Source organism: Micromonospora sp. DT231 (assembly GCF_049847025.1).
Taxonomy (GTDB): Bacteria; Actinomycetota; Actinomycetes; order Mycobacteriales; family Micromonosporaceae; genus Micromonospora.
This window is the reverse complement of sequence record NZ_JBNCNO010000022.1, coordinates 24,621-43,752: the sequence shown is the minus strand read 5'-3', so window position 1 is coordinate 43,752 and position 19,132 is coordinate 24,621. Positions and strand designations below refer to the sequence as shown.

Below are 19,132 nucleotides of genomic sequence, written 5' to 3'. Positions count from 1 at the left end.
TCATGAGGTTATTGTCACGACACGCCGCTGCGGTCGGCGATAACTCCATGATCAACGGGGCAAGGTGGGGTGGGGGCAGGGTGGGTGGGGGTTAGATTGCCGCTTCGCCGGCGGGGGCTGGGGTTTCCGCGTCTACGCGGTGGGCTCGCACCTTGTGGCCGACGCTCGTCAGGCAGCGGCCGGAGGGGAGGTCGAACTTCCAGCCGTGCAACTGGCAGGTGAGCTGGTCACCCTCGACGATGCCGAAGCGGGTCAGGTCCGCCTTCAGGTGCGGGCAGCGCCGCTGCACCACCCAGTCGCCCAGCGTGATGTCCTCGGCGTCGGTGCTGCGCTCGTGCTCGTCGTACCAGCCCTCGGCGTACTGGAGTCGCTCCTCGGAGAGGCACTTGAAGAACGCGTAGACGAACTCGTTGTACTGGCCGATCCGGGCCGCCGAGAAGCGGCAGGACAGGAAGAGCGAGTTGACCCAGTCCACCTCGTCGATGAAGAGCAGGTGCTCGATCAACGACCGCTCGGTACGGAACCGGTAGCGGACCTTCTCGTCGGCGTACGGCCGGACCTCCTTGCCCGGGAAGTCCACCACGATCGACTCGACGCTCTCGCCGTCGTAGCCGACCAGGTCGAAGCGAACCGGACCCCCCACGCCCTTGGCCAGGTAGATCGACTCGTCGAGCAGCGGCTCGATGCGGCGCTTCATCTCACCCAGGACGTCCACCTCGGGGTGCCGCCAGGACGCCTTCTCCGCCTCGATGATCGGGCGCTTGCGCTCCCGCATCTCCTCCAGGTGGGCGACCTTGTTCGCGAAGAACTCCTCGACCGGCACCGGGTGCGTGGTGCTCGCGCCCTCGGTGGTGACCTCGGCGACGCTGCCCGGCAGCAGCACGATGCCGTTGGTGCCGCCGACCTTCGCGTACTCGGACAGGAAGACGGACTGGTCGGGGAAGATGTTGCCCTCGTCGCCGTGGATGTCGTTGAACTGCCACAGCGCGTCGTCGAGGAAGCACGGCGGGCCGGCGATCGGGAAGACGTGGTCGGCCTTCAGGTCGTCGATGTAGCGCCACGTCCGGTCGAACTGCCGGTCGCGCTTCTGCTTGCCGAACGCGGTCTTCGCCGCCTGTGGCAGCTCGTAGACCATCGGGTACCAGATCGCCCCGGAGAACTGGAGCAGGTGCGCGTGGACGTGCCCCAACTCGGCGAAGACGCTCAGGTCGGTGGGGCGGGCGTCGTTCTGGTTGAGCAGCCGCACCCCGTCGTGCTCGACCCAGAGCGACGAGTCACCGATCGGTCCGTCGGTCGGGCTGGTCAACGCCTGAATCATGATCTTCAGACCGCCGGGCAGCTCCACCACCTGCTCGTTGGGGGTCTTCAGGAACTTCGTGAAGCCCAGCGCCCGGAACTCGTCCTCCATCTCGGAGGTGGGGAACTCCGGGAGCAGGACGGTGGCGTCCTTGGAGACGAAATCTCGCAGGTGCTTCGCGTCGAAGTGGTCCCGGTGCAGGTGGGAGACGTACAGGTAGTCGACCTGGCCCAGGGTGCCCCAGTCGAGCAGGGAATTGTCCGGGAAGGGGAACCACGACGCGAAGTAGGCCGGATTGACCCACGGGTCGCAAAGGATGCTGCCCGCGGCCGTGTCGATCCGCATGCTGGCGTGCCCGGTTCCGGTCACTCGCACCGCACAGTCCCCCTCAAACAGACAATCAGGTGTACGCCAAACGCTACCGGAGTGGCTCTGACCGCCACCCCGCGACGCCGGTAGTGCCGTTCGACCAGCCAGGAAGAGGCGGAGACAGCGGGCGCACCGCCCGTCCGGACACGGCCGGGGACGCCCTGCCCCGCCGTGCCGACGCGGGCCGCGCACCACCCGTTCAGGAGCGGGGGGTTCTTCTGGTCGGACCCTGCGCCGGGGCCGGCACGAGGCGTGCCAGACTAACCAAAGATCCGATCGCGAGGGAAGGACCAACGGTGGCAGGAAGCGAGCCGGTAACGTCGCCAGACCAGCACAAGCCCGGGCACCGCAAGGCCGGGCAGATCGGCGCCGTGCTCTCCGCACTGGCGCTGCTGGCGATGATCTGCGGCAACCACGAGGGCAAGGTCGAGGACATCTGGCTGATCGGCCTGGCCGCACTGCTGCTGATCATCGTGATCGGCGACATCGTGCTGCGGCGCAACGGTCTGCGCTCCTGACCCGACCCACACCCGGACGACAACGCCGAGGGCCCGCCCCCAACCCGGGGGACGGGCCCTCGTCCGTACGCGTCGGGGTCAGCGCCCGAAGAGGATGTCCTGCACGTCCTTGAGCGCGGCGTCGACCTCGGCCTCGAAGTAGCCACCGGGCACCAGGCCGAACCGGAGCGTGTCCAGGTCCTTCGGGTCGACGGGCATCGGGTTGCGGCGCTGCATGCCGCCGAGCAGGGTGTCGAAGAACCGGTCCACCTGGTCGGGGTCGTACCCGCTGCCGAAGCGGCGCACCTGGAAGCTCCGGCGGATCTGGTCGACCCGGTAGAGGTCGCTGCCGGGCGGGCCAGCCATCGGAGGGCCACCCATCGGCGGACCGCCCACCGGGGGGCCACCCATGGGCGGACCGGCGACGGCGGGCGGACCGGCCATCGGCGGCCCACCGATGCCCTGCTGCGGGAGCGCGGGCGGGCCGGCGGGGCCACGACGCATGTCGCGCAGGTCCCGCTCCGGCATCCGGATCTCCGCGGTCATGTCGCTGCGGCCGTGCCGCCCGGCCTCGAAGCCGTCGAAGCGCGGCTCCTCCGGGGGGTAGCCGCCGGGGGAACGCTTGTCGTCCGGGCCGTAGCCGCCAGGCGCGCGCTGGTCGTCCGGGCCGTACCCACCGGGAGAGCGGTGATCGTCCAGGCCGTAGCCGCCGGGCGCGCGCTGGTCGTCCGGGCCGTACCCACCGGGAGAGCGCTTGTCGTCCGGGCCGTAGCCGCCGGGCGCGCGCTGGTCGTCGAGGCCGTAACCGCTGGGGCCGGCGGGCAGGCCGCGCGGCGGAGCGCCGTGACCCGCCATCGGGCCGGGACCCATCGGGCCGCCGGGGCCCATCGGGCCGGGGCCGGCCGGGCCTCGCGGCGCGTCGTAGCCGCCCCGGGGGGCGTCGTACCCACCGGTGAAGGCACCGGTCGGCTCGTCGTAGCGGCCGTAGCGATCGGCGGGCGGGCCGGCCTGCGCGGGCATCGGCCGGGGCGGCATCGGCTGCGGGACCATGCCCCGGTCATCGCGCATCGGTGGCCCCATGCGGTCCGGCGGGCCCATCCGGTCACCCATCCGGGGGTCGCCACCGCGACCGGCGCTGGTGCGCTCCTCAAGCTCGGCCAACTGCCGCTCGACCCGGTCCAGGTGCAGGTCGACCTGCCACTCGTCGTAGCCGTTGAAGCGGACCCGGAAGACGACGTCGTGGACCTCCTGGGAGGCCACCGGCGCGCCGACCTGGCGGCCGTCGAGCGTCGCCTCGACCCGGTCGAGGAAGGCATCCACCTCGTCGACCTTGTATCCCCGGCGGAGCGCCTTGCGCCGGAAACGCTGACCCTGACTCGCCACTATGTCTCCTGGTCTCGTTCGCCACGCCCGGTCACGCCGGTGCCTCTCCGGCGCGGTCGGTGTTTGTGTCGTTGTCCTCGGCGGCGGCGAGCTGACCACACGCGCCGTCGATCTCGCGACCTCGGGTGTCCCGTACGGTGGTGGACACCCCGGCGTCGCGCAACCGACGGACGAACTCCCGCTCAACCGGCTTCGGGCTCGCGTCCCAGCGGCTGCCCGGCGTCGGATTGAGTGGGATGAGGTTCACGTGGGCCAGTTTGCCGGCCAGCAGCCGCCCGAGCAGGTCGGCTCGCCACGGCTGGTCGTTCACGTCCTTGATCATCGCGTACTCGATCGACACGCGACGGCCCGTCCGGGCGGCGTAGTCCCACGCTGCGTCCAGCACCTCAGCTACCTTCCAGCGCTGGTTTACCGGCACGAGTTCGTCGCGCAGATCATCATCGGGGGCGTGCAACGACAGCGCAAGGGTCACTGAGAGGTCTTCGCTGGCCAGTCGGTGGATGGCCGGAACCAGGCCCACCGTGGAAACGGTGATGTGCCGCTGGGACAGACCGAGCCCCTCCGGAGCTGGGCTGACCAGGCGACGGATGGCCGCGACGACCCGGTTGTAGTTGGCCAGCGGCTCACCCATGCCCATGAACACGACGTGTGACAGCCGCGGCGGGGAGCCGGACACCGCGCCGGAGGCCGCCACACCGGCCAGATAGACCGCCTGGTCGACGATCTCGGCGGTGGACAGATTGCGAGTCAGCCCGGCCTGGCCGGTCGCGCAGAACGGACAGGCCATGCCACAGCCCGCCTGGCTGGAGATGCAGACCGTCACCCGGTCCGGATAGCCCATCAGCACGCTCTCCACGAGCGCGCCGTCGTGCAGCTTCCAGAGCGCCTTGCGGGTCGCGCCGTCGTCGCAGGCCAACTCGCGCACCGGATTGAGCAGCGTGGGCAGCAACTGCTCGGACAACCGTTGCCGGGTCGCCGCGGGCAGGTCGGTCATGGCCTGTGGGTCGCGGACCAGCCGCCCGAAGTAGTGGTTCGACATCTGCTTGGCGCGGAATGCCGGCTCACCCAACTCGGTCACCAGCGCCTGGCGGCCGGCCAGGTCCAGATCGGCGAGGTGTCGGGGCGGCATGGAGGCCCGGCGCGCGGCGGGGGCGTCCGAGAGGGCGGGGATCAACGGCAGGCTCGTCATGGCTGGTCCAGTGTGTCACGCCCTCGGCGGCAGCCGCCGGTGCGGAGGTGTCGGGCGGGCCGCGGTAGCCGGAGCCGAATGACCAGGACGCCGTGATTCATACCTCAGTTCACCACCGGCACGAAGATCGCCAGCAGCAGGTAGGCGGTCGGCACGGCGAACAGGATCGAGTCCAGTCGGTCCATCAGGCCACCGTGGCCGGGCAGCAGGTTGCTCATGTCCTTGACACCGAGATCCCGCTTGATCATCGACTCCGCCAGGTCGCCGAGGACCGCGGCGCACGAGATGGCCACCCCGAACAGGGCACCCCACCAGGGCGCCAGCTCGAACATCAGCCACAGCAGCAACGCGCTGCCCACGGCCGCGGCCGTGACCGAACCGGCGAAGCCCTCCCAGGACTTCTTCGGGCTGATCGACGGCGCCATCGGGTGCCGACCGAACGAGACGCCGGCCGCGTACCCGCCGGTGTCGGAGAGGACCACCGCGATCAGGGTGGCCAGGATCCGCATCCAACCGTCGTCGGGGGCCGCCGCGAGCAGCGCCGCGAAACCGGCGAGGAACGGCACGTAGACGGCGATCAGCGTGGCCGCGGTGACATCCCGCTGGAAGCCGGCCGGACCGTCACCCAGCCGCCAGACCATGGTGCCGAGCACCGTGACCAGCAATCCCAGACTGAGCGCGTCGGGGCCGGCGAACCAGGCCAGACCCACGGTCAGCACCCCGCCGGCGAGCAACGGCACCAGCGGCGGGTGCGCGCCGCTGCGGCGGACCGCCCGCGCCATCTCCCAGCTACCGACGGCGACGGCGGCGGCGATCACCGGCAGGAACGCCAACGGGTAGAAGATCAGCGGCACCACGATCAGCGCGCCGAGGCCGAGCCCCACGCCGATCGCCGCCGGCAGGTTGCGACCGGCCCGCCCGTTGCCCACCTGCTGGGTGGCCGGTCGGTCGACGCTGGCCCGGCGTCGGCCCTTCGGCCGTCGGCCGCCCGGCGGCTCCGGCTCGGTCACCGGCGGCAGGTCCGGTGCCACCTCGGCCCCGATGGGCGCGAGCTGCGCGGTCGGGTAACCGGCGTCGTCGTCGAAGCGGACCGGACCGTCGAACGGCTGCGGACCGTCGAACGGCTGCGGGCCGTCGAACGGCTGCGGGCCGTCGTAACGGCCGGGCTCGTCGTGCCGCTGCGGGCCGCCGGGGCGGGGCGGGACGCCCTCCGGGGCCGCGGGCGGACGATCACCGTACCGGCCGGCGCGACCCCGATCGTCGTACCTGTCGGGTTGGTTCCGGTCGTCCTCGTAGCGGTCGCGGTCGTCGAAGCGGTCGTCCGGGCGGGGGGCGCGGCCACGCTCGTCGTACCTGTCCGACGGCTGCGGGTCGACGTGCGGCCGGGGGTGCGGGTCGGCGTACAGCTCAGGGCCGGCGGTGGGACGGCGGTGCCACTGGCCGGCGTCCAGGTCCTGCTCGGGCCAGGGCAGTGCCACCGGGTGTTCCGGGCGGTCCCAGCCGCGAGGCTCGCCGCCGTAGGGGTCGGGGTGGGACATCACGCACCGCGACGGGGCGCGAGAACCACCACATGACGCAAGACCACAAGCATCCCCTACACGTGCGATGTTCCTCCGATTGACCGCCCCGACGGTCGGTCGATTCCCGGTGTTCACCACCCGGTGGCCGGGAATCCTGCCGAGCCTACTGCACCCGCCGCCGGGGCGAGGCGGACGATGGCGCCCCTGCCCGTCGGGCCCTCTGCGGGGGTCGCGGTGGGCGGGATCCGGCGAGTCGCCGCGCTGGCCGGGGCGGGTGTGGCCCGACGGCGTCCGGAGAATCACGCCCGCCGCCCGCACGAGCGCCGGCGGCGCACCGACGCCTATCCGACCGTGCATCCGGGCGAACAGGGGATGACCCGCACTGCCCATCGATGGTCGGCTGTCGGTGTGCCGGCGTCCGCCGGAGCTTTCCAGCATGACAGCGGAGAAGGAGCGTTCGTGCGCAGAATCAGCCTGGCGGTGTTGACGATGGTCGCCCTCGTCCTGACGGCGGCCACACCGGCCACCGCGGCGACGCGGAACGCCAGCATCAGGATCGACCACCGCACCAGCGAGATCTACCTGTACGACGGGAGCCCCGACGGAACCGGGCCGGCGTTCCCGGCCACGATCGCCCGGGGGGAGGTGCGCAACTGCCCGGTCGGCGTGTACTTCCTGTCGGCGTCACTGACCCAGGACGGCCTACCGACCTCCTGGGCCACCAGCGGCCTCGGCGCCGGCGAGATCGTCTGCGACGGCGGCACCGCCAGCATCTCGATGGGTTTCTACCGGAGTGGCCCGGTGGTGCACCCGGGTCGGGCGACCGTGCGCTTCGAACTGCACGACGCGTACGTCGGAACGACCCTGACCGAGACGACCCGTACCGTCCGGATCCCCCGCTGACGCTCGAACAGCACGAGGCCCGTCCCCGAATCGGGGGCGGGCCTCACGTCGGCTGCTGTCCCGGCGGACGCCGGGTGGGGCCTCAGACCTCCAGCAGCTCGGTTTCCTTGTGCTTGACCAGGTCGTCGACGGTGGCCACGTAGCGCTGGGTCAGGTCGTCGAGTTCCTTCTCGGCGCGGCGGCCGTCGTCCTCGCCGGCCTCGCCGTCCTTGACGATCCGGTCCAGCTCTTCCTTGCCGCGGCGGCGGACGTTACGGATCGCCACCTTGGCCTCCTCGCCCTTGTGCCGGGCCACCTTGATCATGTCGCGGCGGCGCTCCTCGGTCATCTGCGGGAGCAGGATGCGCAACTGGTTGCCCTCGTTGTTCGGGTTCACCCCGAGGTCCGAGTCGCGGATCGCCTTCTCCATCGCATTGATCTGCGAGTTGTCGTACGGCTTGATGATGGCCATCCGCGGCTCGGGAACCGCGATGGACGCCATCTGGGTGAGCGGCGTGGGCGTGCCGTAGTAGTCGATGATGACCTTGCCGAACATGGCGGCGTTGGCGCGACCGGTACGGATGGCGCCGAACTCCTCCTTGGCGTGCTCAACCGCACGATCCATCTTTTCCTCGGCCTCGAGGAGGGTGTCGTCGATCACCGGTCTCCTCGCCTCCTTCTGTGCTCGTGGTGGGCTCTGCTGAAAGTCGTCAGGACCGCCGTCGCCGTCGCCGTCGGCGGGGCTCAGGCGGTGATCAGGGTGCCGATCTTGTCGCCACCCACCGCGCGGATGATGGTGTCGTCACCCTGCGCGCCGAAGACCAGCATCGGCAGGCCGTTCTCCATGCAGAGGCTGAACGCCGCCGCGTCGGCCACCCGCAGGTTGCGGCGCAGAGCCTCGGAGAAGGTGATCGAGTCGAGCTTGCTGGCGGTGGGATCGATCCGGGGATCGGCGGTGTAGACGCCGTCCACGCCGTTCTTGCTCATCAGCACCACGTCGGCCCGGATCTCCAGAGCCCGCTGGGCGGCCACCGTGTCGGTGGAGAAGTACGGCATGCCCGCGCCCGCGCCGAAGATGACCACACGGCCCTTCTCCAGGTGCCGGATCGCCCGCAGCGGAATGTACGGCTCGGCGACCTGGGCCATGGTGATGGCGCTCTGGACCCGGGTCTCGATGCCTTCCTTCTCCAGGAAGTCCTGTAGGGCGAGGCAGTTCATCACGGTGCCGAGCATGCCCATGTAGTCGGCGCGGGCCCGGTCCATCCCGCGCTTCTGCAGCTCCGCACCGCGGAAGAAGTTGCCGCCGCCGACCACCACGGAGACCTGCACGCCGCGGCGCACCACCGTGGCGATCTGCCGGGCGATCGCCTGGACGACGTCCGGGTCGACGCCGATCGCGCCGCCGCCGAACACCTCACCGGAGAGCTTCAGCACCACCCGGCGGGCCCGCCCCGGCGGCGGTGCCGTCGGATCGTCCACCGCCAGCGTCCGGTCACTCACAACCTGCGTCATCCGCCCCGCCCTTCCCCACGCGCACGCCCCGTGCGGCGCGTACCGCGAACCTGCCGCTGCCGACCCTATGTGACGAGGAGGCCGCGGTGCCTGTCACGTACACCGGCGGCCTCCTCGTTGACGTCTTCTGCCCACGGGCGCACGCGGCGCCCGGTGGCGGCTCAGGCCTGGCCGACCTCGAACCGCACGAAGCGGGTGACCTCGATGCCGGCCTCGGCCAGCAGCTGCTTCACCGACTTCTTGTTGTCGGCGACGGACGCCTGCTCGATCAGGACGAAGTCCTTGAAGAAGGAGTTCACCCGACCCTCGATGATCTTCGGCAGGGCCGCCTCGGGCTTGTTCTCCTCGCGGGCGGTCTGCTCGGCGATGCGCCGCTCGGACTCGACGACCTCGGCCGGAACCTCGTCCCGGGTGAGGTACTTCGGCCGCATGGCGGCGATCTGCATGGCCACACCACGGGCGTCGGCGTCGCCGGCCTCGTCGCTCTTGCCGGTGTACGACACCAGCACACCAACGGCCGGCGGCAGGTCCTGGGCCTTGCGGTGCAGGTAGACGGCGGTGGTGCCCTCGACCCGGGCGAACCGGTTGAGGACCAGCTTCTCGCCGATCTTGGCGGACTGCTCCTGGATCAGGTCCGCGACGACCTTGCCGTCGAGCTCGGTGGCGAGCAGCTCCTCGGCGCTGTTCACGCCGGCGCGCTCGCCGTGCTCGACCAGCTGCTGGGCCAGCGCGATGAACGACTCGGTCTTGGCGACGAAGTCGGTCTCGCAGTTGAGCTCGAGCAGCGCCTTGCCGGAGTGGGCGACCAGGCCGTTGGCGGCCGTACGGCCGGCCCGCTTGCCGACGTCCTTGGCGCCCTTGACGCGCAGGATCTCGACGGCCTTGTCGAAGTCGCCCTCGGCCTCGGTCAGCGCCTTCTTGCTGTCCATCATGCCGGCGCCGGTGAGGTCGCGGAGCTTCTTGACGTCCGCGGCGGTGATTTGGGACATGGCTCTCTCTTCGGTGTTGAGACGGCGTGTGGATGGTCAGAGGTGCCGGTTACCCGGATCCGGGCGGATCGTGCCCGGCGTACCGCCGCTGTCCCACCGTCTGCGAAAACGGACGGTGGGACAGCGACGGTGCGATCACTCCGCGGTGGCGGCCGCCGGCTGCTCGGTGGCGGCCTGCGCCGGCTGCTCCGGGCTGGCGGGCTGCTCGGCGGCGGCAGCGGCGGGCTGCTCGGTCGCCTCGGCGGCCGGCTGCTCGGCCGGGGCGGCCGACTCGTCGGCCTTCTTCGGCTCCAGCAGCTCGCGCTCCCACTCGGTCAGCGGCTCGTCGCTCGCGACACCCTCGGGCTTCTCGTCGTTGCCCCGGCGACGGCCGGAACGCGCGATCAGACCATCCGCGACGGCGGCGGCGACGACCTTGGTCAGCAGCTCGGCCGAGCGGATCGCGTCGTCGTTGCCCGGGATCGGGAAGTCGACCTCGTCCGGGTCACAGTTGGTGTCCAGCACCGCGATCACCGGGATGCCCAGCTTGCGGGCCTCGTCGACGGCGATGTGCTCCTTCTTGGTGTCGACGATCCAGACCGCCGCGGGAAGCTTCTGCATGTCCCGCAGACCACCGAGGGTGCGGGTCAGCTTGATCTTCTCGCGGGAGAGCTGCAGGGTCTCCTTCTTGGTGTAACCGGCGGCGGTGCCGCTGAGGTCACCCAGGCCCTCCAGCTCCTTCATCCGCTGGAGCCGCTTGTACACCGTCTGGAAGTTGGTCAGCATGCCACCGAGCCAGCGGTGGTTGACGTACGGCTGGCCGACCCGGGTCGCCTGCTCGGCGATCGCTTCCTGGGCCTGCTTCTTGGTGCCGACGAACAGGATGCTGCCACCCTCGGCGACGGTCCCACGCACGAACTCGTACGCCTTCTCGATGTACTCGAGGGTCTGGCGCAGGTCGATGATGTAGATGCCGTTGCGCTCGGTCATGATGAAGCGCTTCATCTTCGGGTTCCAGCGCCGGGTCTGGTGCCCGAAGTGGACACCGCTCTCCAGCAGCTGGCGCATGGTCACGACGGCCATGGTTGGGGTACTCCTCAAGATCCCTGGTTGTCACGCCCGGCCGGTGGCCGGGCGTCCTGGCGCCTGGTCGCCGACCCATGGTGGACCCGATCAAGATCGGGACCAGGGAGGCCGTCGCTCCACGACGATTCGTGAAGAGGGCGCGCGAGGTCGACCGCACGAGGCGGTCGCCAGTTGGCCAGTGTACGCCCCTCACCCGTCCAGCCGCCCCGGGGTGCGCGGGTACGCGCAGGCCCGTCGGGGCACACCCTCAGGACGGCGTCCGGCGCAGCGCGACCTCCGACCCAGCGCGACGTCCGGCACCGACGCCGCTCGGCGCGGCATCCCGCCATGATCGACTCGGATTCCTGGAAATCGGCGCGTCCAGCCGATCCGGACACCGCGACTTCATGGAAACCGAGTCGGTCATGGCGCTGGGGCGGCACACCCCCGGCGCGGGACGCAGCGAGAAGGCCTGGCCGCGACGGTGGTGGCGGAGACGGTAGCCGGCTGTGTGCCAGGGTCAGCCGGCGGCGAGCGCGGCGGCCACGAAGAGCACCAGACCGACGGTCAGGTAGGCCGTCGGTGGGCGCAGCCAGCCCCGACCACCGTCGGCGAGCGCCAGACCTCCGGTTCGCAGCCCGTACAGCCCGGTCGCGAAGATCGGCAGTCCGGCGACCAGGGCGATACCCACCACCACGTTCCCGGCGTCCACCGGATCACCGGTCACGCCGGCCAGCAGCACCCGCAGCGCGGGAATCTCGAAGATCAACACCAACACCGCGAAGAGTACGGCCAGCACCGGTCGACGGGTCCGATAGACACCGTCGGCAGTCGGCGGATACACCGGCGGGTCGGCTACGGGCAGGTCCGGACGAGGACCGATCCCCGGCATCGGACCGGTCGGCATCTCCAGCGGGTGCGGCGCGTCGCCGCCCCGGGTCGGCTCGATGATCGGGTACCCAGCGAGCGGAGCGGGACGAACCTGATCAGCGAGCACACCGGCCGGCGCGACAGCCGCCGTGGTGTCGCGGGCGGTCTCCGGCGCGGTGCCGGTCAGCGGGGACCCGGCTGCGGTCGCCTCGCGGGCGGCCCGGCGTCCCGGCAGCTCACCGGAGGTCTCCGAGGGGTCCCGGTCCGCCCGCCGCGACCGGGTGGCCCGATAACCGTCCGCCTCCGGCCGTGTGGCACCCAACGGGTCGACCGCGCCGAAACGCCCTGAGTCAGCCTCACTCGCCCCGAACCGACCGGTCTGGTCGTCCAGGGCGCCGAAGCGACCCGAGTCCGACTCCGGCGTACCGAAGCGACCCGAGTCCACCGCACTCAACCGACCCGAGTCGGACTCCGGCGCAGCGCCGAAGCGGCTCGCGTCGACGGCACCGAAGCGTCCCGAGTCCGGCTCGCGGCGGCGGCGAACGCCGGTGTCCTCGACGGAGCGGGCGTCTTCGGCGCCACGCTGCTCGGGGATCTCGCTGTCCCGGTACCGCGATTCGCCCGCGCCGCGCCACTCCGACTCGTCGTAACCGCGACCCCGCTCGTCGGGGTACCAGCGCGACTCCTGATCTTCCGGAAAGCTCCGTCGTCCGTCCACGTCAGGCACCGTATGCGACCGGCCACGCCCGCGCCATTTCAGTCCCGTCGCGCCACGCCGCCACCGGTCCCCGCCAGCGCGGGGCAGGAGTGGCGTCGAGGTGGCGCCGACGCGGGCCGGCACCGTGATCAGGTGATGAAAAGTAGGTCGACGGCGGTCCGGACACCTACTCCTCATCACCTGATCATGGCGGCCCCGCCCGGGAGCGCGGCTGGCCTCGGGTGGGGAGGCCCGCCGCCGGTAGCACACCGTGGGCATGATCGGTCGACTGTCCACAGGGACCCCGTTGTCCACAGTTCGGCAACCGTTGGAGTAGCCACGGTGGCGCCGGGCGGGCACGGTTCCGGCCATGACGAAGCGGAACCAGGCGGTCGGCGCGTACGGCGAGCGGTGCGCCGCCCAGCACCTGACCGAGGCGGGACTGCGCCCGATCGCCCGAAACTGGCGCTGCCCCGCCGGGGAGATCGACATCATCGCGTGGGACGGGCCGGTGCTCGCCTTCTGCGAGGTGAAGACCCGCCGGGGCGACGACTTCGGCACCCCGGCCGAGGCGGTCGTGCCGGCCAAGGCCCGTCGGCTGCGAGGGCTCGCCGCGCGCTGGCTCACCGAGACCGGCACGACCGCCGACGAGGTGCGTTTCGACGTGCTGTCGGTGCGGCTGCCCGACGCCGGTCCGGCGCAGGTCGACCACCTCAAGGGCGCGTTCTGAGATGCGCGACCCGAGGGATCGGTGACGCGGCCGTGAGCTACGCGAAGGTGCTCTGCGTCGGGCTGGTCGGGGTCACCGGCCACCTGGTCGAGGTGGAGGCCGACCTGGCCGCCGGCCTGCCCGCGGTGGTGATCTCCGGTCTGCCGGACACCGCCCTGCACGAGGCCCGCGACCGCGTCCGCGCGGCCGTGGTCAACTCCGGCCAGCGCTGGCCCAACCGGCGGATCACTCTCAACCTGCTGCCCGCGACGCTGCCGAAATCCGGTTCGGCCTTCGATCTGGCCATCGCCGCGGCACTTCTGGGCGGCTCGGGTGAGCTGCCGCTGCTCCCACTGGAGGGGGTGGTGGTCCTCGGCGAGTTGGGGCTGGACGGCACGGTCCGGCCGGTGCGCGGCGTACTCCCGATGGTCGCCGCCGCGGCCCAGGCCGGCATCGCGCGGGTGATCGTCCCGGTCGGCAACGCCGCCGAGGCCGCGGTCATCCCCGGGGTACGGGTGCGAGCGGTGGACTCCCTGCACCGGCTGGTGGCATTCGTTCGCGACGGCGCCCCACTGATCGAGCCGCCGGAGGCCACCTCGGCGCCGGCCGTCGACGGGCCGGATCTCGCCGAGGTCGCCGGGCAGCAGTTCGGCCGCCGCGCACTGGAGGTCGCCGCGGCCGGCGGGCATCACGTGGCGCTGCTCGGGCCGCCGGGCGCCGGCAAGACGATGCTCGCCGAGCGGCTGCCGTCGATCCTGCCCGAGCTGGACGACGACGCGGCACTGGAGGTCACCGCGCTGCACTCGGTCGCCGGGCTGCTGCCGCCGGGTGGCCGGCTGTTGCGTCGCCCACCGTTCCAGGCGCCGCACCACACCGCGTCCGTACCGTCGCTCGTCGGTGGTGGCTCGGGGCTGGCCCGACCCGGTGCGGTGTCGCTGGCACATCGCGGCGTGCTGTTCCTCGACGAGGCCCCCGAGTTCAGCAAGGGCGCGTTGGAGGCGCTGCGCCAACCGCTCGAAGACGGCCGCGTTCGGCTCACCCGCAGCGGGGGCGGCACGGTCTATCCGGCCCGAACCCAGTTGGTACTGGCCGCCAACCCGTGCCCGTGTGCCAAGCCAGCGGGCGACGCGCACTGTGAGTGCAGCCCGCTGGCCCGCCGCCGCTACCTCGGCCGGCTCTCCGGGCCGCTGCTCGACCGGATCGACGTACAGGTGCAGTTGCGGCCGGTGCGGGCGGCGGAGTTGCTGGCAGCCGACGGCGGCGTCGAGTCCTCGGCGACGGTCGCCGCCCGGGTCGCGGCGGCCCGGCAGGCGGCGGCCACCCGCTGGGCCGGCCTCGGCCGGCGGCTCAACGCCGAGGTGGAAGGCCCGCACCTGCGCCGACCGCCGTGGCGGCTGCCCGCCCGGGTCACCGCCGAGCTACGCGGCCGGCTCGACTCCGGCTCGCTGTCGGCCCGCGGCTTCGACCGGGTGATCCGGATGTCCTGGACCATCGCCGACCTGGACGGCCGGGACCGACCAGACCTGGACGACGTCCGGGAGGCGCTTCAACTACGGACGGGAGAGGCGACGTGAGCGCCGATGACGAACGCAGGATGGCCCGGGTCGCACTGACCTGGCTGGCCGAGCCGGGCACCCGCGTGGTGCACCAACTCGTCGAACGGCTCGGCCCGGCGGCGACCCTGGACCTGCTGCTCGACGGCGGCAGCCCGGACAGCCGGCTACAGACCGCGGTGGCCGCCCGATCGGCGGCCGGCGACGCCCGTGCGGTGGCGGCCGAGGCGCTGGAGCGGGCGGACCGGCTCGGTGCCCGCCTGGTCACACCCGACGACGAGGAGTGGCCGGCGCGGGTGGCCGGCCTGTCCGCGCTGCGCCTGCCGGACGTCAGCCGCCGGGTGGACGGCGAGACCGCCCCACCGCTCTGCTTCTGGGTACGCGGGGCCTGGCCGCTGGGTGAGGCGCTGGACCGCTCGGTGGCAGTGGTCGGGGCGCGGGCGGCCACCGGCTACGGCCAGCACGTCGCGACCGAGCTGGGATACGGACTTGCCGAACGGGACTGGACTGTCGTCTCCGGTGGCGCGTTCGGCATCGACGCCGCCGCCCACCGGGGCGCCCTCACGGCGGACGGTCTGACCGTCGCGGTGCTCGCCTGTGGGCTCGACCGTCCGTACCCGATGGGCAACGCCGCGCTCTTCGACCGGATCGCTGACACCGGGCTGCTGGTCAGTGAGTGGCCGCCGGGCGCCGAACCGCTGCGGCCCCGGTTTCTGATCCGCAACCGGGTGATCGCCGCCGGCACTCTCGGCACCGTCGTGGTGGAGGCGTCGGCGCGCAGTGGCGCGACGCAGACCGCTCGGCGGGCCATCCACACCCATCGGGTGGCAATGGTGGTGCCGGGGCCGGTGACCTCGGCGATGTCCGTCGGCGCACACGAGTTGCTCCGCGAGTACCCCGACAAGGCCCGGCTGGTCACTGGGGTGGCACACGTGCTGGAGGAGGTGGGTCGGATCGGCGCCGACCTGGCCCCGCTGGCGCGTGGACCACAGCGGGCCACCGACGCGCTGGACGACGACACGCGGTCGCTGCTGGAGGCGCTACCCCGCCGAGGTGCAATAGGCGTGGACCGGCTCGCCGCCCGCGCCGGTGTCGACGTACGGACCGCGTTGCGCAAGCTGTCCCTGTTGGAGGAGCTGTCCATGGTGGTCCGTCGAGACAACGGCTACACCCTCGCCCCACCTGCGATCAAGGCGCAGGCTCGATGACACTCATCTTGCTGACGTCGCTGAACGGACTTCGGTACGACACGCACGTGCTCCCGGGGGTCATCGACGATAGGCTCACGGGTACGCGATGACGTGCGCACAGCCGCTATAGCCGCTCTTGACTGCTGCGGAGGTCGCGGATCCGGTCGGCCCACTGTCGGAGGCGCCGACCGATGTGCGACCGACAGGGACCGAAGAATGGCTGACCCGGATACCACCCGTCTCGATCACGGTGCCCCCTCCGACGAGGACAGCAGCACGGCTGACCGCCGGTTGGCCCGTCGGTCTTGGATCACCCTCGTCGCCGGGTACGGCGCACTCGTTGGGTTGGTGGCTGCGGCGATCGGGATCGGGGTCACGCGTGTCATGGTTGGTTCGGACGGCGGCACCGCCGCGCTGACGGTGTTCCTCGTCGCGGTCGGTGCCACGGCCGCCGCGGCCGCAGTCGCCGGAGGCCCGCTACTGCTCCGACTGGAGTCCGGCTCCGGTCGGCCAGCCACACCGTCAGCGAGTCGGGCGTATCAACCTCGCCGTTGACCGCGACTCCGACCTTGTTGGCCACGACCTTGCCGCCCGCCGCGAGGAGCCGCTCGCTGTGCCCGCCGCTGCCGGTGGCGCCGCAGCGCGCGGGCTCCGGCCGCCGCGCCAGTCGCACCAGCGGTGCCGGCAAGAAGCGCGCCGGTCATCGTCACGACGCCTGGGATGCTCGCCAAGAAGTATGCGACGACCGCCAGCACCGCGAGCATCATGGCCACTGCCACGCCGGCGGCGAGGATGATGCGGGAGAGGTTCTGGCTCCGCTCGGTGTCCAAGTCCTTCCACATCCTGGCGATAAGCCACACCACGCCGCCTTGGGAAGGTAAGTCGCCCTCCGAGGACGACTGCGAGGAAGCTGCCTGCCGTGCCTCCGTCAGCGGCCGGTCCAGGGGACCAACGTCAGGCAGCCGGTTCACTGTGCTCGACGTTGGCGCGCTGGCCTGCGCGGGCAGGACATCATCCGGCACGAGTGGGGCCTCGGGTGTCTGGCCCGCAGGCCGCGTCTGCGTCGACCGTCGTTGGCGGCCGACGGCACGCCCCTGTCGAGGGGGTTGACCGGCCGGAACGGCATCGCGGCCTCCGCCGTGACCAGTCGAACGGTCGTTGTTCGTCGTCACGGCCGACTCCTGCGGTGAAGGGAAGAGGCATAGGCGGCGTAGGCGTCAACAGAGGTTCGTCGTGGTTCCTGTCGACGAGCAGCGCGGGCCATGGCCCGCCGAAGGTAGAAGTCGCGATCGGCCCCGAAGCTCTCGCGCTGGTCCGGCGGGCGTTCGGCGAGGCGCGGCTCCTGCCCGTCCAGTCGGGAAGCGGCCCAACTGTCGCCGGCGGCGGCTCGGGCCCTGAGCTCCTCGAATTCGCCCCGCTCGGCCAGTAGCCAGGCCAGTTGCCCGGCCGCGATCGGTAGGCCGCTATCGGCTAGGGCACGCAGGTCATCGATCCGACCTTCGACGGCCAGCAGTTCGGCGACCCGGCTCACAGCGGCTGCGTCACCGGCGTGGAAATGAGGTGCCAGAATCCGGGCCACCTCATCGAAGCGACCCGAGTAGAGCGAGTCGTCCGCAATTGCCACCGCCGCAGAGGGGTAGAACTCCGCGAACTCGCGAAGCCACTCGCCCACTTCACCAGCGTGCCCGCGGTGCACCAAGACGTCGACCATGCGGGAAGCCGCGATGGTGTCGCCAGCTTCGACCCTGCCGCTCAGGGCCTCGATCGCACCCGCGACCAGGCCGCCTTGGATCAGAGATTCGACCAGGTGTACTGCTGCGGCCGGGTCAGCGGCCTCGACTCGCGCCTGCAGGTCGGCAGGATGTGCGAGGGGGCCGACCAGCCGAGTAGGGCGGGTCTGCGGCACCTGCGCCCCGAAGCATCGGGCCAACCTGTCCCGCTCGCCTACACGTCCCTGAAGGTGCAGGATCTCGACGAGACAGGCGGCCGCTTGGTGCAACCCCTGCGCCAGGGCTGCCGTGTACAGGGCCTCAGCATGCCGCAGTCTCATCCGCTTCCGAGCGGCATGACCGACGGAGAGCAGGTCATGCGCGTCCGTCAGGTGGCGACGGAACGCCCTCCAGACAACCTCTGGGACGGCCACGGCGTACGCCGCGGCCTCTCCCACCAGCGCATCGGCAACACGGTACCCGGTTACGGCACCCATTTCCTCTGCTACGGGTACCAGTAGCCCCGGGCCAGCGGAGACGTGTGCGCTGGCGTAGTCGAGAGCGGCATCGAGCCAGTCGGACGGAGCAGCAGCCCTGTCCTCCAGGGTGAGGTAGCCCGGTGCGGCGGCGGCGAGCAGCGTGCGATTGACCGGACCCTGAACCCCAAGGCGGTGTGCCTCCACCAACGTTAAGATCACCGCCCTTGCGTACGAGTTGGCGTGCCTCCAACGGTTGATGATCTGCGGCAGATGGGCGAGTTCCTGGACCAGATTGGTCTCGCCGCTGCGCAGTGCGGCCCGGATTCGGTGGTCGCGTGCCGCGATCACCTCTGCCCCCTCTACCTCCCGAGCCGTGAGGTGCGCGGGCACGTCGACCACCGACGCGAGGCCCAGGAGTTGCCGGTCCGCGGTATACAGGTCATCCCAGCCTGACCGCGGAACGACGAGTCGTCGGGCGTACTGCTCAGCCCGCATCGTGCCCACGACCACGGTGCCCCGATGGACCAGTTTTCGGATGGCACCGGGTATGGCGGGAGGGCCGAGAAAACGGTCGAGATCGTCGAGCCAGACCACTGTGCGCATGGTTCGGTGCTCAACCAGCGCAGCGAGTTCGTCGGAGTCGGCGGGATGGATCAACCACCATTCGGGCAGTTCGGTATGCACCGCCTCGTACAACGACCGGCTCTTGCCCGCGGCCGCCGGTCCGACCAGCAGGACTAGGCCACCTTGCTCACTGCTTCGGCGCAGTAGATCGCGGACGTCCTGGTCGAACTTTCGCCCGACGTACTCGGGTAGCGTTTCGCCCGACATTGCGAGGTGCACACCGAGCTGATGGGGCCACGCCTCGCGCACGCGCAAGGCTCCAGACGACTGGGTGGGCTGAACAGAGGAAGCACGTTCCCACGCGTCCAACCACGGCGCCGTCTCGGCTGCTCCGGCGACCCCGCAAGCCGCCAGAAACGTCAGCAGCCTCTCTTTGGTGGGCAGCCGAATGCCTGTGACCATCTCACCGACGGTGCTCTTACTCAGGTGCGCACCTTGCGTCCCCGGCTTGGTGGCAGCCTTCTCGACCGATTTATACGACAGACTCAGGCGGCGACGGAGCGTCTCCAGTGCGGCGGCCAGTTCCGCTGGCGTCTGCACTGCTCTTACATCCACGGCGGCGGCCGATGTTTGCGGGGAAGGGACGCTGGCGTCCCGCCGGACACCGGTGAACCGAACG

General features: G+C 71.2%; 15 protein-coding genes. 5 read left to right on the top strand and 10 right to left on the bottom strand.

The window, feature by feature from the left end:
• Positions 1-91 precede the first annotated feature (91 nt).
• The gene (locus tag ACPXBU_RS34065) at positions 92-1,672 is read right to left on the bottom strand and encodes a Rieske 2Fe-2S domain-containing protein (protein ID WP_425761299.1); all 1,581 of its coding nucleotides are present in this window, start codon (positions 1,670-1,672) and stop codon (positions 92-94) included.
• Between the two features lie 290 nt (positions 1,673-1,962).
• On the opposite strand from ACPXBU_RS34065, the gene ACPXBU_RS34060 reads away from it, so the two are divergent.
• Positions 1,963-2,184 carry a DUF2631 domain-containing protein gene (locus tag ACPXBU_RS34060; RefSeq protein WP_124776315.1) on the top strand — a complete coding sequence of 74 codons (222 nt, stop codon included), beginning with the start codon at positions 1,963-1,965 and terminating at the stop codon, positions 2,182-2,184.
• Between the two features lie 78 nt (positions 2,185-2,262).
• Here ACPXBU_RS34060 and ACPXBU_RS34055 read toward each other — a convergent pair whose 3' ends face one another.
• The 3 genes from ACPXBU_RS34055 to ACPXBU_RS34045 all read right to left on the bottom strand — a co-directional run bounded on the left by ACPXBU_RS34055 (position 2,263) and on the right by ACPXBU_RS34045 (position 6,273).
• A complete protein-coding gene (locus ACPXBU_RS34055) occupies positions 2,263-3,546 on the bottom strand; it encodes a DivIVA domain-containing protein (RefSeq protein WP_425761298.1) in 1,284 nt (427 codons plus the stop codon).
• A gap of 31 nt (positions 3,547-3,577) precedes the next feature.
• Positions 3,578-4,735 (bottom strand): 23S rRNA (adenine(2503)-C(2))-methyltransferase RlmN, encoded by a 1,158-nt coding sequence (rlmN, locus tag ACPXBU_RS34050; protein ID WP_393373008.1) that lies wholly within the window; start codon positions 4,733-4,735, stop codon positions 3,578-3,580.
• 104 nt (positions 4,736-4,839) lie between these two features.
• Positions 4,840-6,273, bottom strand: a complete 1,434-nt coding sequence (locus ACPXBU_RS34045; RefSeq protein WP_425761297.1) for a phosphatidate cytidylyltransferase — start codon at positions 6,271-6,273, stop codon at positions 4,840-4,842.
• A gap of 441 nt (positions 6,274-6,714) precedes the next feature.
• Here ACPXBU_RS34045 and ACPXBU_RS34040 point away from each other — a divergent pair, with 441 nt between their 5' ends.
• Positions 6,715-7,158 carry a hypothetical protein gene (locus tag ACPXBU_RS34040; protein ID WP_393372999.1) on the top strand — a complete coding sequence of 148 codons (444 nt, stop codon included), beginning with the start codon at positions 6,715-6,717 and terminating at the stop codon, positions 7,156-7,158.
• A gap of 82 nt (positions 7,159-7,240) precedes the next feature.
• On the opposite strand, the gene frr is transcribed toward ACPXBU_RS34040, so the two are convergent.
• The 5 genes from frr to ACPXBU_RS34015 form a co-directional block, all read right to left on the bottom strand.
• Entirely contained in the window at positions 7,241-7,798 is a 558-nt protein-coding gene (frr, locus tag ACPXBU_RS34035) for a ribosome recycling factor (protein ID WP_393372996.1), read from the bottom strand.
• An 83-nt stretch (positions 7,799-7,881) separates the two neighbouring features.
• Positions 7,882-8,649 (bottom strand): UMP kinase, encoded by a 768-nt coding sequence (pyrH, locus tag ACPXBU_RS34030; protein WP_088946657.1) that lies wholly within the window; start codon positions 8,647-8,649, stop codon positions 7,882-7,884.
• A gap of 161 nt (positions 8,650-8,810) precedes the next feature.
• Positions 8,811-9,638 (bottom strand): translation elongation factor Ts, encoded by an 828-nt coding sequence (gene tsf, locus ACPXBU_RS34025; protein ID WP_357801546.1) that lies wholly within the window; start codon positions 9,636-9,638, stop codon positions 8,811-8,813.
• 135 nt (positions 9,639-9,773) lie between these two features.
• Entirely contained in the window at positions 9,774-10,700 is a 927-nt protein-coding gene (gene rpsB, locus ACPXBU_RS34020) for a 30S ribosomal protein S2 (protein WP_393372993.1), read from the bottom strand.
• A gap of 502 nt (positions 10,701-11,202) precedes the next feature.
• Complete coding sequence (locus ACPXBU_RS34015) at positions 11,203-12,270, bottom strand: hypothetical protein (RefSeq protein ID WP_425761296.1); 1,068 nt, start codon at positions 12,268-12,270, stop codon at positions 11,203-11,205.
• A gap of 349 nt (positions 12,271-12,619) precedes the next feature.
• Between ACPXBU_RS34015 and ACPXBU_RS34010 the strand changes: the two genes are divergently transcribed.
• From ACPXBU_RS34010 to ACPXBU_RS34000, 3 genes are read left to right on the top strand one after another with little or no spacing between them, the layout of a single operon-like run.
• Complete coding sequence (locus ACPXBU_RS34010; RefSeq protein WP_393237946.1) at positions 12,620-12,979, top strand: YraN family protein; 360 nt, start codon at positions 12,620-12,622, stop codon at positions 12,977-12,979.
• Positions 12,980-13,011: 32 nt separating this feature from the next.
• Positions 13,012-14,532, top strand: coding sequence for a YifB family Mg chelatase-like AAA ATPase (locus ACPXBU_RS34005; RefSeq protein WP_425761295.1), 1,521 nt, complete (start codon positions 13,012-13,014; stop codon positions 14,530-14,532).
• Complete coding sequence (locus ACPXBU_RS34000; RefSeq protein WP_425761294.1) at positions 14,529-15,719, top strand: DNA-processing protein DprA; 1,191 nt, start codon at positions 14,529-14,531, stop codon at positions 15,717-15,719. The genes ACPXBU_RS34005 and ACPXBU_RS34000 overlap by 4 nt, the downstream gene beginning before the upstream one ends.
• Before the next feature lie 1,150 nt (positions 15,720-16,869).
• Here the strand turns inward: ACPXBU_RS34000 and ACPXBU_RS33995 are convergent.
• Positions 16,870-19,053, bottom strand: coding sequence for a hypothetical protein (locus tag ACPXBU_RS33995; RefSeq protein WP_425761293.1), 2,184 nt, complete (start codon positions 19,051-19,053; stop codon positions 16,870-16,872).
• Between the last annotated feature and the right edge of the window lie 79 nt (positions 19,054-19,132).

Bases quoted from the DNA above. Each gene is read 5' to 3' on its own strand.
- rlmN (WP_393373008.1), bottom strand. From the start codon at position 4,735: ATGACGAGCCTGCCGTTGATCCCCGCCCTCTCGGACGCCCCCGCCGCG.
- ACPXBU_RS34045 (WP_425761297.1), bottom strand. From the start codon at position 6,273: ATGTCCCACCCCGACCCCTACGGCGGCGAGCCTCGCGGCTGGGACCGC.
- pyrH (WP_088946657.1), bottom strand. From the start codon at position 8,649: ATGACGCAGGTTGTGAGTGACCGGACGCTGGCGGTGGACGATCCGACG.
- tsf (WP_357801546.1), bottom strand. From the start codon at position 9,638: ATGTCCCAAATCACCGCCGCGGACGTCAAGAAGCTCCGCGACCTCACC.
- rpsB (WP_393372993.1), bottom strand. From the start codon at position 10,700: ATGGCCGTCGTGACCATGCGCCAGCTGCTGGAGAGCGGTGTCCACTTC.
- ACPXBU_RS34010 (WP_393237946.1), top strand. From the start codon at position 12,620: ATGACGAAGCGGAACCAGGCGGTCGGCGCGTACGGCGAGCGGTGCGCC.